The organism is Actinosynnema sp. NPDC059335 (genome assembly GCF_042752395.1).
GTDB lineage: Bacteria > Actinomycetota > Actinomycetes > Mycobacteriales > Pseudonocardiaceae > Actinosynnema.
In genome coordinates this window covers 43,613-59,036 of record NZ_JBHYXZ010000020.1, presented here as the reverse complement: position 1 = coordinate 59,036, position 15,424 = coordinate 43,613, and the positions used below count along the sequence as shown (strand labels likewise).

The 15,424-nt window shown below is 72.4% G+C and carries 12 protein-coding genes and 1 tRNA gene; 7 read left to right on the top strand and 6 right to left on the bottom strand.

What is annotated here, in order from left to right; translation table 11 throughout:
- Positions 1-176: 176 nt before the first annotated feature.
- The gene (locus ACFXGA_RS09365) at positions 177-320 is read left to right on the top strand and encodes a hypothetical protein (RefSeq protein ID WP_378085919.1); all 144 of its coding nucleotides are present in this window, start codon (positions 177-179) and stop codon (positions 318-320) included.
- A gap of 326 nt (positions 321-646) precedes the next feature.
- On the opposite strand, the gene ACFXGA_RS09360 is transcribed toward ACFXGA_RS09365, so the two are convergent.
- Positions 647-1,783: an ROK family protein gene (locus ACFXGA_RS09360; RefSeq protein ID WP_378085956.1), complete on the bottom strand. Its 1,137-nt coding sequence runs from the start codon at positions 1,781-1,783 to the stop codon at positions 647-649.
- Between the two features lie 177 nt (positions 1,784-1,960).
- Between ACFXGA_RS09360 and ACFXGA_RS09355 the strand changes: the two genes are divergently transcribed.
- A complete protein-coding gene (locus tag ACFXGA_RS09355) occupies positions 1,961-6,226 on the top strand; it encodes a GH92 family glycosyl hydrolase (RefSeq protein WP_378085917.1) in 4,266 nt (1,421 codons plus the stop codon).
- 4 nt (positions 6,227-6,230) lie between these two features.
- Here the strand turns inward: ACFXGA_RS09355 and ACFXGA_RS09350 are convergent, their stop codons facing one another.
- On the bottom strand, positions 6,231-7,139 hold the full coding sequence (locus tag ACFXGA_RS09350; RefSeq protein WP_378085915.1) for a cation diffusion facilitator family transporter: 909 nt from the start codon (positions 7,137-7,139) through the stop codon (positions 6,231-6,233).
- Positions 7,140-7,442: 303 nt separating this feature from the next.
- Between ACFXGA_RS09350 and ACFXGA_RS09345 the strand changes: the two genes are divergently transcribed.
- Positions 7,443-7,517, top strand: a tRNA-Arg gene (locus ACFXGA_RS09345).
- A 424-nt stretch (positions 7,518-7,941) separates the two neighbouring features.
- Positions 7,942-9,288 (top strand): NADP-specific glutamate dehydrogenase, encoded by a 1,347-nt coding sequence (gdhA, locus tag ACFXGA_RS09340; RefSeq protein WP_378085913.1) that lies wholly within the window; start codon positions 7,942-7,944, stop codon positions 9,286-9,288.
- Between the two features lie 198 nt (positions 9,289-9,486).
- Here the strand turns inward: gdhA and ACFXGA_RS09335 are convergent, their stop codons facing one another.
- Positions 9,487-10,527, bottom strand: coding sequence for an amidohydrolase family protein (locus ACFXGA_RS09335; protein ID WP_378085911.1), 1,041 nt, complete (start codon positions 10,525-10,527; stop codon positions 9,487-9,489).
- A 91-nt stretch (positions 10,528-10,618) separates the two neighbouring features.
- Between ACFXGA_RS09335 and ACFXGA_RS09330 the strand changes: the two genes are divergently transcribed.
- Positions 10,619-10,981 carry a MerR family transcriptional regulator gene (locus ACFXGA_RS09330; RefSeq protein ID WP_378085909.1) on the top strand — a complete coding sequence of 121 codons (363 nt, stop codon included), beginning with the start codon at positions 10,619-10,621 and terminating at the stop codon, positions 10,979-10,981.
- Here the strand turns inward: ACFXGA_RS09330 and ACFXGA_RS09325 are convergent.
- Positions 10,967-12,190: an MFS transporter gene (locus ACFXGA_RS09325; RefSeq protein ID WP_378085907.1), complete on the bottom strand. Its 1,224-nt coding sequence runs from the start codon at positions 12,188-12,190 to the stop codon at positions 10,967-10,969. The genes ACFXGA_RS09330 and ACFXGA_RS09325 overlap by 15 nt on opposite strands.
- Before the next feature lie 73 nt (positions 12,191-12,263).
- Between ACFXGA_RS09325 and ACFXGA_RS09320 the strand changes: the two genes are divergently transcribed.
- Positions 12,264-12,779, top strand: a complete 516-nt coding sequence (locus ACFXGA_RS09320) for an ArsR/SmtB family transcription factor (protein WP_378085905.1) — start codon at positions 12,264-12,266, stop codon at positions 12,777-12,779.
- 67 nt (positions 12,780-12,846) lie between these two features.
- Here the strand turns inward: ACFXGA_RS09320 and ACFXGA_RS09315 are convergent, their stop codons facing one another.
- Positions 12,847-13,605 carry an ABC transporter permease gene (locus tag ACFXGA_RS09315; protein ID WP_378085903.1) on the bottom strand — a complete coding sequence of 253 codons (759 nt, stop codon included), beginning with the start codon at positions 13,603-13,605 and terminating at the stop codon, positions 12,847-12,849.
- Complete coding sequence (locus ACFXGA_RS09310) at positions 13,602-14,525, bottom strand: ATP-binding cassette domain-containing protein (RefSeq protein WP_378085901.1); 924 nt, start codon at positions 14,523-14,525, stop codon at positions 13,602-13,604. Before ACFXGA_RS09310 ends, ACFXGA_RS09315 begins: the two co-directional genes overlap by 4 nt.
- 98 nt (positions 14,526-14,623) lie before the next feature.
- Between ACFXGA_RS09310 and ACFXGA_RS09305 the strand changes: the two genes are divergently transcribed.
- Positions 14,624-15,382 (top strand): TetR/AcrR family transcriptional regulator, encoded by a 759-nt coding sequence (locus ACFXGA_RS09305; protein WP_378085899.1) that lies wholly within the window; start codon positions 14,624-14,626, stop codon positions 15,380-15,382.
- Positions 15,383-15,424 lie beyond the last annotated feature (42 nt).

Below are 15,424 nucleotides of genomic sequence, written 5' to 3'. Positions count from 1 at the left end.
ACACACCGGGCCGGGGGCCGCCCCCAGCCCCCGCGAACGCGGCGCCGGCGCACCGCCCCCCCCAACACCCCCGGCGGCCCAACCAGCCCCTGGCGGCATTCACGCCGCGCATTCATCTCGGATTCCCGTCAATGGCGATCGCCCCAGGGGCAATGTGCGCGCGAATCAGGCGATCAATGGTCCTGTTCACCGCACTGGCGCTGCCGACCACCGGCACGAGCGCGGTCGCGGACGAGCGGGCGGGCAGCGGCGAGTCCGTGCACGGCCGGGCGGTGGGCCCGGACGGCGCACCCGTACCACGGCGAGAGCCGGAAGCGTGACCACGCCTGCGCCCAGGCGGTCGACTTCACCACCGACAGCCCACCCCGGTTCGACGGCTACCTCGGCCACCTGCCGGCGCGCCCAGGCGAGTTGCACCCATGTGTGTTACACGGGGCAGGTGTTTGCGGGCGCGGCACCTGCCCCGTGCCACGGTCGAAAGGGGACCACGTCCCCCGTACTCCCCTCTCGACTCCCCTTCTCACTGCGAAAGGACACACACCCTCCAGGAGGAGGTACGGTCACGCTACGTCCTTACCGGCGAGTTCGCTCCTACGACTTTCGAGTGAATCAGCAGGTGAGAGTCGCTCGACTACTGGTCGCTGCGTCACGTGCCGCGACGGTCGAACACCAGCTCGCGCGCCGACCGCAACCCGATCTCGATCGCGCCGCCGAGCACCGCGGCGTCGCCCAGCTCCCCCGCCACGATCCGCGGCACGAGCGGCGTCATCCGCCGCAGCGCGGCCTCCAGGGGCTCCTGCAACAGGTCGGTGTTGCTGCCGATGCCGCCGCCGAGCACCACCAGCTCGGGGTCGACCACCGCCACCACCGACGCGACCACGAACGCCAGCCGCTCGGCCTCGTCGCGCACGGCCAGCAGCGCCCGCCCGTCACCGGCCTTCGCGGCGGCGAACACGTCGCGCGCCGACCGCGCGGGCAGGCCGCGCTGCTTCGCCAGCGCCACCACGGACTCCGCCGCCGCGGCCGCCTCGACCTGGCCGCGCTGCCGTCCGTCCTCCTCGGACTGGCCGGTGTAGGGCAGGTACCCGACCTCGCCCGCCGCGCCGTGCGCGCCGCGGAACAGCCGGCCGTCCACCACGATCCCCATGCCGATCCCGGTGCCGACGGTGACGCACACGAACACGTCCGCGCCCCGCGCCGCGCCCTGGGCCTGCTCCCCCACGGCGGCCAGGTTGGCGTCGTTCTCCACCACCAGGTCCGCACCGAGGGCGGCCTCCAGGTCGTCCAGCAGGCCGGGCCGCTCCCAGCCGGGCAGGTTCGGCGCGTGGTGCAGGGTCCGGTCGCGCGGGTCGGGCACGCCGGGCGTGCCGACCACCTTGACCACCATGTCGTCCAGCGACAGCCCGGCGTCGGCCGCGGTCCGCTCCGCCAGCTCCCGCACCGTGCGGACCAGCGCCGTCGCCGACCGGCACCGGTTGCGCTCGTCCACCCGCGCGATCACCGAGCCGGCCAGGTCCGCCACCGCCGCCCGGATCCGCTGCCCGCCGATGTCCACCCCCAGCACGTGCCCGGCGGCGGGGTTCGGCTCGTAGACCACGGCCGACCGGCCCGGCCCGGCCGACGTGCGGCCGATGGGCCGGACCAGGCCGTGCTGCTCCAGGTCGAGCAGCGCCTGGCCCACGGTCGGCTTGGACAACCCGGTGTCCCGGGCGATCTGCGGCCTGGTCGCCGGACCGCCGTCCCGCAGCCGGTCGAGCACCGCGCGCTGGTTCAGCACGCGCATCCCCGCGGGGGTGCCCACCGGGGGCGGGTTCCGGGCCGTCACAGCGAGTGAGTGTAGATCGCCCGGAGCAGCACCCGGACAGGTCTGCGGACAAGATTCCCGACCCCACTTGACAACGATGTCAGCTACCCCTTTGCTTCGCTAAAGATCGGGTTGTCCGGGTGAAAGGCGTGCGCAATGGGGCACATGCGGGTCAGGAGATCGCTGGCGGTGGTCTCGACCATCGCACTCGCGGTGGGGAGCGTGGGAGGCTGGTCGTCCGCGACCGCCGCACCGGGGGAGCCAGCCGTGAGCGAGACGCTCTTCGCCACCTCGTTCGAGGACGGGCAGCCCCAGCCGACGTGGGTGAACACCGTCGAGACGGGCCCGGACGGCACGCCGAGGACGTCCGGCGTCAACGGCTCGGACTCCACCGGCATCCCCGGCAACGTCACCGACCGTGTGGTCGACGTGGCCGCCAACTCGGAGAACACCGGGTCCGGCGAGGTCAAGGAGAACCTGGTCGACGGCAACGTGGCGTCGAAGTGGCTCACCTTCACCCGCACCGGCTGGGTGCGGTTCACCTTCGCCGAGCCGGTCGCGGTCAAGCGCTACGCGCTGTCCTCGGCCAACGACGCGCCCGAGCGCGACCCGAAGGACTGGACCCTGCGCGGCTCCAACGACGGCAGCACGTGGACGCCGGTCGACGCCCGCGCCGGCGAGGTCTTCACCGAGCGGTTCCAGACCAAGACCTACGACACCGCGAACACCGGGGCGTTCAAGCACTACCAGCTCGACATCACCGCCAACGCGGGCGGCGTCGACCTCGTCCAGCTCGCCGAGGTGCAGTTCTCCGACGGCTCCACCACGCCGCCCGCGCAACACATGCGCACCACTGCGGGCAAGGGCGCCAACGGCGGCTACAACGCCAAGGCGGGCGCGGGCTTCACCGGCGTGCGGGCGTTGCGGTACCAGGGGACGCACGTCGCCGAGGGGCGCGGCTACTCGTACAACAAGGTCTTCGAGGTCGACATCCCGGTCACGCCGACCACCGAGCTGTCCTACCTGATCTTCCCGTCGTTCACCACGGACGACCTGAACTACCCGGCCACGTTCGTCTCGGTGGACCTCGCGTTCGCCGACGGCACCTACCTCAGCGACCTGGGCGCGCGCGACCAGCACGGGTTCGAGCTGTCACCGCGCGGCCAGGGCGCGGCGAAGTCGCTCTACACCAACCAGTGGAACCGCGTGGCGTCCGTCATCGGCTCGGTGGCCGCGGGCAAGACGGTCAAGCGGATCCTGCTGGCCTACGACAACCCCGGGGGTCCGGCCGGGTTCAACGGCTGGGTGGACGACATCGCGGTGAAGTCCGCGCCCGTCGTGGTCGAGCGCCCGCGCCCGTCGGACTGGGTGCTGACCACCCGGGGCACCAACTCCAGCGGTTCGTTCTCGCGCGGCAACAACTTCCCGGCCACCGCCGTGCCGCACGGCTTCAACTTCTGGTCGCCCATGACGAACGCGGGCTCGATCAGCTGGCTCTACGAGTACGCCAAGACCAACAACCGGGACAACCTGCCGACGGTGCAGGCGTTCACCGCGAGCCACGAGCCGAGCCCGTGGATGGGCGACCGGCAGACGTTCCAGGTGATGCCGTCCACCGGCACGCCGACCGCCGACCGGGCCGTGCGCGCGCTGCCGTTCAAGCACGAGAACGAGACCGCGCGGGCGCACTACTACGGCGTGCGGTTCGAGAACGGGATGCGCACCGAGATCGCCCCGACCGACCACGCGGCGGTGTTCCGCTTCACGTTCGTGGACGACACGTCCAACCTGGTGTTCGACAACGTCAACAACGGCGGTGGGCTCACGCTGGACCCGGCGACCGGTGTGGTGACGGGCTTCTCGGACGTCAAGAGCGGCCTGTCCACCGGCGCGACCAGGCTGTTCGTGTACGGCGTCGTGGACAAGCCGGTGACGGGGTCCGGCCGGCTGACCGGCGTGGGCCGGGACAACGTGGCCGGCTACTTCCGGTTCGACACGTCCGGCGACAAGACCGTGACGATGAAGATCGCGACGTCGTTGCTCGGCGTCGACCAGGCGCGGCGCAACCTGGAGCTGGAGGTGTCCCCTTCGGACACGTTCGAGTCGGTCCGCGACCGCGCGCAGCAGGCGTGGGACCGGGTGCTCGGCGTGGTCGAGGTGGAGGGGGCCACGGAGGACCAGCTCACCACGCTCTACTCGAACCTCTACCGGCTTTACCTGTACCCGAACTCCGGCTTCGAGAACACCGGCACCGCCGACGCGCCCCGGTACCAGTACGCCTCCCCCGTGCAGCCCGCCGGCGCGTCCACGCCGACGCGGACCGGGGCGAAGGTCGTGGACGGCAAGATCTACGTCAACAACGGGTTCTGGGACACCTACCGGACCACGTGGCCCGCGTACAGCCTGCTGACGCCGACGAAGGCGGCCGAACTGGCGGACGGGTTCGTGCAGCAGTACCGCGACGGCGGGTGGATCTCGCGCTGGTCGTCGCCCGGTTACGCGAACCTGATGACCGGCACCAGCTCGGACGTGGCGTTCGCGGACGCGTTCGTGAAGGGCGTCGACCTGCCCGACGCCAAGGCCGCGTTCGACGCGGCGGTGAAGAACGCGACGGTCGCGCCGCCGAACGCGGGCGTCGGCCGCAAGGGCCTGGACACCTCGATCTTCACCGGCTACACGTCCACCGCCACCGGCGAGGGCATGTCGTGGGCGATCGAGGGCTACGTCAACGACTACGGCATCGCGAACATGGCCAAGGCGCTGCACGAGCGGACCGGCGACGCGCAGTACGAGGCGGCGTACGAGTACTTCGCCAACCGCGCGCGGAACTACGTCCACATGTTCGACCCGAACACGGGCTTCTTCCAGGGCCGCAACCCGGACGGCGCGTGGCGCGCCTCGCCGGAGGAGTACGACCCGCGCGAGTGGGGCCACGACTACACCGAGACCGACGGCTGGAACATGGCGTTCTCCGTGCCGCACGACGGCCAGGGCCTGGCCAACCTGTACGGCGGCCGGGAGGGGCTGGCGAAGAAGCTGGACGAGTTCTTCGCCACGCCGGAGACGGCGAAGTTCCCCGGCTCGTACGGCGGCGTGATCCACGAGATGACCGAGGCGCGCGACGTGCGGATGGGTCAGCTCGGGCACTCCAACCAGGTGTCGCACCACATCGCGTACATGTACGACTACGCCGGTCAGCCGTGGAAGACGCAGGAGAAGGTGCGCGAGATCCTGTCCCGGCTGTACCTGGGCAGCGAGATCGGCCAGGGCTACCCCGGCGACGAGGACAACGGCGAGCAGTCGGCGTGGTGGCTGTTCAGCGCGATGGGCTTCTACCCGCTGCAGATGGGCAACGACTCGTACGCGATCGGGTCGCCGCTGTTCAAGAAGCTGACCGTGCACCTGGAGAACGGGCGCACGCTCGTGGTCAACGCGCCCGCGAACTCGGCGGGGAACGTCTACGTGCAGTCGTTGAAGGTCAACGGCAAGAAGTGGGACAAGGCGCACCTGCCGCACGCGGAGATCGCGGGCGGCGGCGTGCTGGACTTCGAGATGGGGTCCGCGCCGTCGCGCTGGGCCACCGGTCCGGACGCCGCGCCGCCGTCGTTGACCACTGGTTCCGCGCCTCCCGCGCCGCTGCGCGACGTGACGCTGCTCGGGACCGTGACCGGCGCTCCGGCGGCCGTCGTGGACAACACCTCGCAGACCTCCGGCGCGCTGTCGTGGCTTCAGGTGGACCTGCCGTCGAAGAAGGAGAGCGCCACGTTCTACACGCTCACCTCGGGCAAGGCGGCGGGCGACCCGTCGTCGTGGGTGCTCAAGGGCTCCTACGACGGGAAGACCTGGTTCACCGCGGACGAGCGCTCGGGCGAGGCGTTCCCGTGGCGGCAGCAGACGCGGGCGTTCAAGATCGCCCGGCCGGGGCACTACCAGCACTACCGGCTGGAGTTCCCCGGTTCGGTGACCGTGGCCGAGGTCGAGCTGCTGGCCGAGCCGTACGTGACGTGCACGGCGTCGGTGACCGGCGAGCACGCCGGGCCGTTGCGCGTGCGGTCGGGCGTGACGTGCGTGGACGGCGCTTCGGTGACGGGCCCGGTGACGGTGTCGGAGGGCGCGTCGCTGTACGTGTTCGGCGGCGAGCTGGGCGGCCCGGTGACCGCCACCGGCGCGGCGGCCGTCGTGCTGGTGGAGACGTCGGTCGGCGGTCCGGTGAACGTGACCGGCACGTCCGGTGAGGTGTCACTGGAACGAGTGACGGTGGACGGGCCGGTGCGGCTGGTGGACAACAAGGGCGGCACGCTCGTCGCCGGCAACACCGTCGGCGGGCCGCTGTCGTGCACGGGCGCCGAGCCGGCGCCGGTGGACAACGGGGTCGCGAACCAGGTGCGCGGGCCCAAGACGGGTCAGTGCGCCAGGATGTAGGCGCTCACCAGGGGATTTCGCGGCACCGGCGCGCGGAATCCCCTGGTTCGACCTGGAGTGTCGCGTGCTCGATGTGGTAGCGCTGGGCCAGCAACGCCTGGGCCGCGCGCAGCACCTCGGCCGGGTCGGCGTCGTCCGCGGTGGTGAGGTGCGCGGAGGCGACCTCCATGCCCGAGGTGAGCGTCCACACGTGCAGGTCGTGCGCCTCGGCCACGCCCGGCAGCCGGCCCAGGTCGGACTTCATCTCCGCGACGTCGAGGCGGTCGGGCGCGTGCTGGAAGAGGATGCGCAGCGCGCTCGCCGCGAGCTTGTACGTGCGGGGTAGGACGAACAGGCCGATCGCGACACCCATGATCGGGTCGGCGTACCGCCAGCCGAACAGCAGCGTGACCGCGCCGCTGATCAGCACACCGACCGACCCGATGAGGTCCGCCAGGACTTCGAGGTACGCGCCGCGGACGTTGATGCTCTCCTTCGCGCCCTCGCGGAGCATCAGGAACGAGACGACGTTGGCGAGCAGGCCGCCCGCCGAGACGAGGACGACCGGCAGACCGGGCACCTCGGGCGGGTTCCCGAAGCGGCCGACGGCCTCGAACACGACGTAACCGGCCACACCGAACAGCAGCACGGCGTTGGCCAACGCCGCCAACACCTCCGCCCGGTACAGGCCGAACGTGCGGCTGCCCCCCGTGGGCGCCCGGCGGGCCAGCATGATCGCCGCCAACGCCATGCCGACGCCCAGGACGTCGGTGAGCATGTGGGCCGCGTCGGAGATGAGGGCCAACGAGCCGGTGAGGACGCCGACAACCCCCTCCGCCGCCATGAAGACCGCGCCGATGGCGAAGGCGACCCACAGTCGGCCGAGGTGCTTGGCGCTCCCCGACGACACTCCGTGGCCGTGTCCGTGACCCATGAGTCGGAACATATAGTCATATGCGCATGAATGCAACTTCGGGCACCACCCCTGCCCGCACCGTCCCACCGAGCGGACCGCCGCCCACCGTGACGGGTACCACAACGCGAGCGCCCATCACCTGCGATGGTCGCGCGTCCGGCGGCACCGGGGTAGTGCACCACCGTGCCCACCTTCGGCCGAACCACCGCCCACACCCGCCGGACAACCGGAAAACCGCAGCTCACCCCCTACCCGCCACCCTTGCGGGTAGGGGGTGAAATCGCCTCGCGGGCATGCGCTAAGCTTCCACCCGTAGCTGCGGCCCCCGTAGCTCAGGGGATAGAGCACCGCCCTCCGGAGGCGGGTGCGCAGGTTCGAATCCTGCCGGGGGCACCACCATGAAAGGCCCTTGACCAGCGGATACGCCGGTCAAGGGCCTTCGTCGTCTGTCCCGGTTGGGACCGGCCGTCTACGGGTGTTTCGGTCAAATACGGGCCAAGGTTTCAGCCCTTCGGTCGATCCCGAGCGTCACCTCGACCCGCTGGCGAATCTCTCGTCCGCCACCGGTACGCGTAGCGCTGGGACCGTTGTAGAGCGCCGCACGAGCCGCGTCCAGTGGTTGGGACACCCCTCGGGGCACACCGCCCTCCCGCTGTTGCCGCCGCTTCACCTCCTGATCAGGCCGTTGGTTTGTCCGCTTCACCCCGAGTGACCGGACTCACCGGATCGGTTCACCCGATCGCAGTCCGCATGAGGTGGAATGCTCCGTGAACGGGTGGTTACGCCCGCGTGACGGCGACAGGCGATGAGGAGTGCGCGCGTGCCGATCCTGGACGAGAAGCTGAGCGACATCTACGACGAGGTGCTGCGGCGCAACCCCGGTGAGGACGAGTTCCACCAGGCGGTGCGCGAGGTCCTCGACTGCCTCGGTCCCGTGGTCGCCAAGCACCCCGAGTACACCGACGCGGCGGTGATCAGGCGGTTGTGCGAGCCGGAGCGGCAGATCATCTTCCGGGTTCCGTGGGTGGACGACGCCGGGACGGTGCGGATCAACCGCGGGTTCCGGGTGGAGTTCAACTCGGCCCTCGGGCCGTACAAGGGCGGCCTGCGGTTCCACCCGACCGTGTACCTGGGGATCGTCAAGTTCCTCGGCTTCGAGCAGATCTTCAAGAACTCGCTGACCGGCATGCCCATCGGCGGGGGCAAGGGCGGGTCGGACTTCGACCCCAAGGGGCGCTCCGACGGCGAGGTCATGCGGTTCTGCCAGGCGTTCATGACCGAGCTGTACCGGCACATCGGCGAGCACACCGACGTGCCCGCCGGGGACATCGGCGTCGGCGGCCGGGAGATCGGCTACCTGTTCGGGCAGTACAAGCGCATCACCAACCGGTACGAGTCCGGTGTGCTCACCGGCAAGGGGCTGACCTGGGGCGGTTCGCAGGTGAGGACCGAGGCGACCGGTTACGGCACCGTGTTCTTCGCCGAGGAGATGCTCAAGACGCGCGGCGACTCGTTCGACGGCAAGAAGGTGGTCGTCTCCGGGTCCGGGAACGTCGCCATCTACGCGGCGGAGAAGGTCCGGCAGCTCGGCGGCACGGTGATCGCCTGCTCCGACTCGAACGGGTACGTCGTGGACGAGCGGGGCATCGACCTCGACCTGCTCAAGGACGTCAAGCTGCGCAGCCGGGCCCGCATCTCCGACTACGCGCAGGCCCGACCCGAGGCCCGGTACGTCGAGGGCGGATCGGTGTGGGACGTCCCCTGCGACGTGGCCCTCCCCTGCGCCACGCAGAACGAGCTGAACGGCCGGGACGCCGCCACGCTGGTCCGCAACGGCTGCGCGGTCGTGGCCGAGGGGGCCAACATGCCGTGCACCCCGGACGCCGTCCGGCTGTTCGCCGAGGCCGACGTCCTGTTCGCCCCGGGCAAGGCGGCCAACGCGGGCGGGGTGGCCACCAGCGCCCTGGAGATGCAGCAGAACGCGTCCCGGGACTCGTGGAGCTTCGACCACACCGAGCGGCGGCTGGCGGACATCATGCACGGCATCCACCACCGCTGCCTGGAGACGGCGGACCTGTACGGCAAGCCCGGCAACTACCTGGCCGGCGCGAACATCGCCGGTTTCATCCAGGTCGCCGACGCCATGCTCGCCCTGGGCGTGATCTGACCCGGGACCCGTGGACCGGCCGAGGCGGGCGTCGAGCGCAACGGTCCCTCGCGGCGGTGGTCACTCACGGCGGCTGGGCCGCGGTGGCAGCCGCGGGGACGGGGCACCGGGGGTAGAGCGCGGCGGCCGGGCACGGGGGGCCGCGTGCAGCGGTCGGGCGCGGGGGCCGGGCGCGAGGGATCCCTTGCGGCACAGCGGTCAGCGGACGCGGCGGCCGCGGAGGATCACGGCGGTCGGGTGAGCCAGTTGGTCCAGGTCGGTCCTCGGGTCTTCGGCGTAGACGACGGCGTCGGCGGGTGCGCCCGGTTGCAGGCCCGGCAGGCCGAGGTAGGCGCGGGCGTCCCAGGAGGCGGCGGCGAGGGCGGCGTGCGGGCGCAGGCCCGCGCCGGCCAGCGCCCGGACCTCGTCCAGGATCCGGCCGTGCGGCACGGAGTCCGTGCCGGCCAGCACGCGGACGCCCGCCTCGGCCGCGGCGGCGACGAGGGCGGCGTGGGACTCGGCGCCGCGGAGGAACCACCGCTTGCCCGGGCTGTCGGGGCGGCGGCGCACTTCCGGCGCCGTCCGTTCCAGGACGGACAACGTCGGGGTCAGCGCCGTGCCCCGCTCCGCCATCCGCGCGAGCAGGCTGCGGTCGAGCAGCATCCCGTGCTCCAGCGAGTCGGCCCCGGCCAGCACCGCCGCCTCGCCGCCCGCCGCCTGCTGCGTGTGCACGGCGACCCGACCGCCCACCGCGTGCACCGCCTCCACCACGGCGGTCAGCACGGCGAGCGGCACGGGGTCGCCGGTCGGGCCCCAGTCGCCGATGACCTTCGCCCACCCCGTGCGCCCCGCCTGCGCGGCCGCGATCGCGGGCAGCCGGTCGTGGTCCGCGCGACGGCCCCAGCCGTCGAAGAACTGGCCGTGCTGCGCCAGCCACGGCCCGGCGTGCCAGGCCCGCGGCGTCCCGGGGTCCACGCCGAACCACGGCGGCGGCTCGTCGGCCAGGCCCGGCGCGCGGATCACGGCCACCCCGGCGTCCACGTGCTGCCGGAGGTGCTCGCGCAGCAGTCCGTGGTCGAGCGGGTCGCCCGGCGCCTCGGCTCCGGGGTGGGTGTGCGCGTCGACCAGCCCCGGCAGCAGCCAGCCCTCGGCCACCGGCTCGACGTCCGGGACGGGGTCGGTGGTCCACCGGTCGCCGTCCGCGTAGAGGTCCACCGGCTCGCCGTGCGGCAACGCGCGGCCGCGGATCCGGACCACCATCAGGATTCCCCCGTTCCCCGCGGCACATCCAACTGCACGCGGCGCTACGGTGGAAGGTGACACCAGTGTCAGGTTCACGCGAGGTGGGGACATGCGGATCGGCGAGCTGGCCGAGCGCACCGGGGTGAGCGCGCGGTCGCTGCGGTACTACGAGCAGCAGGGGCTGCTGACCTCCGAGCGCACCGCCGGCGGCCACCGGGAGTACCCCGAACGGGCGGTCGACCGGGTCATCCGCATCCAGGAGCTGTTCGCCGCGGGCCTGAGCAGCAGGAAGATCGCGGCGATGCTGCCGTGCATGCGGGACGCGGACGGCGGTCCGTCCGAGATCGCCACGCCGCGGCTGGTCCACGACCTCACCGCCGAACGGGCCCGCATCGACCGGCTGATCGACGACCTGGTCCGGTCGCGGGACGTGCTGGACGAGGTGATCGACGCCGCCTCAGGCCGGGGCTGACGCGGCCACGGCCCGCTCGACCTTCCGCTCGGTGACGGCGGTCAGGCCGCACAGGGCCAGGAGCGACACCACCGCCATCACGGCGAAGACCGCCCGCACGCCGAACGCCTGCGCGACCGCGCCGCCGATCGCCGCGCCCAGCGGCATGGTGCCCCACGCGACCAGGCGGTACGCGCTGTTCACCCGGCCGAGCAGGCGGTCCGGCGTGACGTGCTGCCGCAACGACACCGCGACCACGTTCAGCACGGCGATGCCCGCGCCCGCGACCGCGAACGCCGCCGCGACCGCGTACGGGTTCGCGGTGACCGCCGGAGCCGCGACGAGCAGCGAGCCGGCCACGAACCCGACCGCCAGGGACCGCGCGCGGCCGAGCCGGGCGACCACGCGTTCCGCGGCGAGGGAGCCGACCAGGCTGCCGACGGCCGGGGTGGTGAGGAGCAGCCCGAAGACCTGCCCGGTCAGCCCCATCGCCGAGCCCGGACCCACCGCGTGCAGGACGAGCACCGAGCCCGACGCGGTGCCCGCGATGTTGAACACGCCCACCACGGCGGCGAGGGCGCGCAACAACCGGTGCCGCAGCAGGAAGCGCAACCCCTCGGCGATGTCCGCGCGCAGCGTGGTGCGGTGCTCGCGGTCGACCTTGAACGTGCCGCGGACCGACCACAACGCCACGAGGGCGACCACCCAGAGCGCGGCGGGCGCGGTGAAGGCGGCCACCGCCCCCGCGGCGACGAGGAGCCCGGCCAGGGGCGGCCCGACGAACTCGTTCGCGGTCAGCTCCACGGCGAACAGGCGGGAGTTGGCCCGGGGCAGCCGGTCCCGGTCGACCAGGTGCGGCAGCAGGGACTGGGCCGAGGTGTCGTAGAGCGTCTCGGCGACGCCGGCGGCGAACGCGACGGCGTACAGCAGCCAGATGTTCGCCCAGCCCAGCGCCGCCGCCCCGGCGAGGAGCGCCAGCAGGGCGGCCCGGCACGCGTTGGCCCACAGCATGGTGCGGCGGCGGTCGAGGCGGTCGGTGAGCGCGCCGGCCGGGAGCGCGAACACCAGCCAGGGCAGCGTCAGCGCGAACACCAGGCCCGCGACCAGGGTCGGTTCGCGCGTGGTCTGGACGGCGACCAGCGGGAGCCCGACCTTGAACGCGCCGTCGGCCAGGTTCGACAGGCCCGACGACGTCCACAGACGGCGGAAGGGGGTGCCCAGGGGTGCCACCGGTGGAGGATGACACATCGGTGGAGTTTTCTCCATCGGTGTGGACGTCCACCGGTGGGATAAGTTGGGCGCCATGGCTGAGCGGCGACGGCGTCCGGCGACGGTGGCGGAGACGAAGGCGCTGGCCCACCCGTTGCGGCTGCGGATCCTGCGGCTGTGCGCGCAGCAGGAGCTGACCAACAAGCAGTTGGCCGAGCGGCTGGGTCGCGACCCCGGCACCGTGCTGTACCACGTGCGGCAGTTGGCGGCGGCGGGGTTCCTGGAGCCGGGCGAGGTGCGCACCGGGGCGAGCGGCGCGCTGGAGAAGCCGTACCGGTCGACCGGGGTCTCGTGGTGGCTGGACGGCCCGCTGGTGGACGGCGGCGGGACCACCGCGCCGCTGGAGGCGTTCCAGGAGGAGCTGGCGGAGGCCGGGCCGGAGTCCGTGCGGACCTACGCGCGGTTCGCGCTGCACCTGTCGCCGGAGGACGTGGTCGAACTCGACCGCCGCATCGGCGCGGTGCTGGACGAGTACGTGGCCACGGACGACCAGCGCCGGCACCTGCCGCTGCACGGCGGGCTGGTCGTCGTGCACCGGCTGAAGGAGTGAGCCCGGAAACGCCGTCGGAGCGCGGCGTTCGGCGTGCACTCCCCGCCCGGGGAGCGCGTGCCTCGGGTCAGTCGTCCACCCGCCGCCGGTAGAGGGCGATCGCCACGACGAACGACACGACCAGCAGCCCGACCGACCACGCGAGCGCGAGCCACCCCCGGTCGCCGATCGCGGTGCCGGTGAGCAGGCCGCGCACGGTCTCGATGATGGGCGTGATCGGCTGGTGCTCGCTGATGCCGCGCAGGAACGCGGGCATGGTGTGGGTCGGCACGAACGCGCTGCTCAGGTAGGGCAGGAACAGCATGAAGAAGCTCAACGCGCTCGCCGACTCGACCGACTTCGACACCGCGCCGAGCCCCGCCGCGAGCCAGGACAGCGCCAGCACGTAGAGCAGGAGCAGCCCGGTCGCGGCGAGCCACTCGACCGGTGACGCGGACGGCCGGAAGCCCATGGCCACGGCGGCGGCGACCACGATCGCGGTCGACAGGGCGTTGCGGACCACGCTGGCCGTGACGTGCCCGGTGAGCACGGCGGAAGCGTGGATCGGCAGGGAGCGCAGGCGGTCGATCATGCCGCCGTTGACGTCGTCGGCCACGGACATCGCGGTGGACGCGGCGCCGTAGCCGGTGCACAGCAGGATGATGCCGGGCACCACGTAGTTGATGTACTCGGTGCCGGTGGTGATCGCGCCGCCGAACACGTACACGAACAGGGCCATCATCATCAGCGGCAGGACGATGGACATGATCAGCGTGTCGACGTTGCGCCGGCCGAGCCGGACGCTGCGGCCGATCATGGTCATCGAGTCGGCGATCGCGTGGCTCATGCCGCCACTCCTTCACGGGCGGTCAGGGCGAGGAAGACGTCGTCGAGGGTCGGGCGGTGCGAGGAGACCCGGTCCGGCGGCACGGCGGCGGCCCGCAGGTCGTCCAGCACGTGGTGCAGGTGCGCGGCGGTGCCGTCGGACGGGACGCTGAGCACGAGCCGGTCGCGGTCGGGGAAGCCGCCGAGCCGGGCGGCCGCGGCGTCCAGCGCCGCGACGGAGCCGAAGCCGAGGTCGAGCCGGTCGCCGCCGACGCGCGCCTTGAGGTCGTCCGCGGTGCCCTCGGCGGCGACCTTGCCGCCGGCCAGCACCATGATCCGGTCCGCCAGGCGGTCGGCCTCCTCCAGGTACTGGGTGGTGAGGAAGATCGTGGTGCCGGAGCGCACGAGGTCGCGGATGGCGTCCCACATGGTCGTGCGGCTGGCCGGGTCCAGGCCGGTGGTCGGCTCGTCCAGGAAGATGACCTTCGGCGTGCCGACCAGGCTCATCGCGAGGTCCAGCCGCCGCCGCATGCCGCCCGAGTAGGTCCTGACCCGGCGGTCGGCGGCGTCGACCAGGTCGAACCGCTCCAGCAGCGCGTCGGCCCGGCCGGCCGCCCCGGACCGGCCCAGGTGCAGGAGCCGGCCGACCATGACGAGGTTCTCGCGGCCCGTCTGCTCCGCGTCCACGGCCGCGTACTGGCCGGTCAGGCTGATCGCGCCGCGCACCCGGGCCGGTTCGCGGACCACGTCGAACCCGGCCACCCGCACCGTGCCGGCGTCCGGGCGCGTCAGCGTGGACAGGATCCGGACGGTGGTGGTCTTGCCGGCGCCGTTGGGACCGAGCAACGCGAAGACCGACCCCTCGGCGACCTCCAAATCCATCCCGTCCAGCACCGGCGTCGGCCCGTAGCGCTTGCGCAGCCCGGTCACCTCGACGATCATCACGTCCCCCTTATGCGTATCAGGTACGCGATAAAGCGTAGCTCATACGCAGTTAATCGCGGAAGCCCTAGACTGGACCCGGCGACGAGAGGGTGGGGATGACCGAGGAGAACGGCGTGCCGCCGGAGGTGGCGCTGCTCTGGGGGATGCGGGAGGCGCCCCGCAGGGGGCGCAAGCCCGCGCTGTCGGTCACCGAGATCACCCGGGCCGCGATCGAGGTCGCCGACGCCGAGGGCCTCGGCGCGGTGTCGATGGCCCGGGTCGCGCAGCAGCTCGGCAACTCGACCATGGCGTTGTACCGGTACGTGAGGAGCAAGGACGACCTGCTCAAGCTGATGACCGACGCGGCGCTGGACGACCCGCCCGACATGCCGGCCGACGGCGACTGGCGGGCCAGGCTGACGCTGTGGTCGTTCAGCGTGCTCGCCGCGCTGCGCAAGCACCCCTGGTACGCGCGGATCCCCCTGTCGGGGCCGCCGGTCGGGCCGCGCAACCTCGCCTGGTTCGACGCCGCGCTGGCCGCGCTGGACGACACGCCGCTGAACGAGGACGAGAAGGTGGCCGTGGTGATGGGGCTGCTGACGTTCGTGCACGGCGAGATGCGGATGACCGCCGAGCTGGCCGAGGGCTTCCGGGAGAACCCGGAGGCGTTCGGCGCGTCGTACGCGCGGGCGTTGCGGCTGGTGGTGGACCCCCGGCGGATGCCCGCGCTCAGCCGGGTCGTGGAGGCGGGCGTGTTCGACCAGGAAACCCTCTACGACGAGAGCGACCTGGACGCGGACTTCCGCTTCGGCCTCGCCCTGTACCTCGACGGCGTGGGCTCGTACCTGGCCCGCCGGGAGTGCCCGGGGTCGTAGTGGCGCCGGGGCGGGGGGGGGCCCCCCGGCCCCCCGGGTAAC

Excerpts from the sequence above, each read along its gene's own strand:
- ACFXGA_RS09365 (WP_378085919.1), top strand. The coding sequence starts at position 177 with ATGGTCCTGTTCACCGCACTGGCGCTGCCGACCACCGGCACGAGCGCG.
- ACFXGA_RS09360 (WP_378085956.1), bottom strand. The coding sequence starts at position 1,783 with ATGCGCGTGCTGAACCAGCGCGCGGTGCTCGACCGGCTGCGGGACGGC.
- ACFXGA_RS09355 (WP_378085917.1), top strand. The coding sequence starts at position 1,961 with ATGGGGCACATGCGGGTCAGGAGATCGCTGGCGGTGGTCTCGACCATC.
- ACFXGA_RS09350 (WP_378085915.1), bottom strand. The coding sequence starts at position 7,139 with ATGGGTCACGGACACGGCCACGGAGTGTCGTCGGGGAGCGCCAAGCAC.
- ACFXGA_RS09335 (WP_378085911.1), bottom strand. The coding sequence starts at position 10,527 with ATGGTGGTCCGGATCCGCGGCCGCGCGTTGCCGCACGGCGAGCCGGTG.
- ACFXGA_RS09330 (WP_378085909.1), top strand. The coding sequence starts at position 10,619 with ATGCGGATCGGCGAGCTGGCCGAGCGCACCGGGGTGAGCGCGCGGTCG.
- ACFXGA_RS09320 (WP_378085905.1), top strand. The coding sequence starts at position 12,264 with ATGGCTGAGCGGCGACGGCGTCCGGCGACGGTGGCGGAGACGAAGGCG.
- ACFXGA_RS09315 (WP_378085903.1), bottom strand. The coding sequence starts at position 13,605 with ATGAGCCACGCGATCGCCGACTCGATGACCATGATCGGCCGCAGCGTC.
- ACFXGA_RS09310 (WP_378085901.1), bottom strand. The coding sequence starts at position 14,525 with ATGATCGTCGAGGTGACCGGGCTGCGCAAGCGCTACGGGCCGACGCCG.
- ACFXGA_RS09305 (WP_378085899.1), top strand. The coding sequence starts at position 14,624 with ATGACCGAGGAGAACGGCGTGCCGCCGGAGGTGGCGCTGCTCTGGGGG.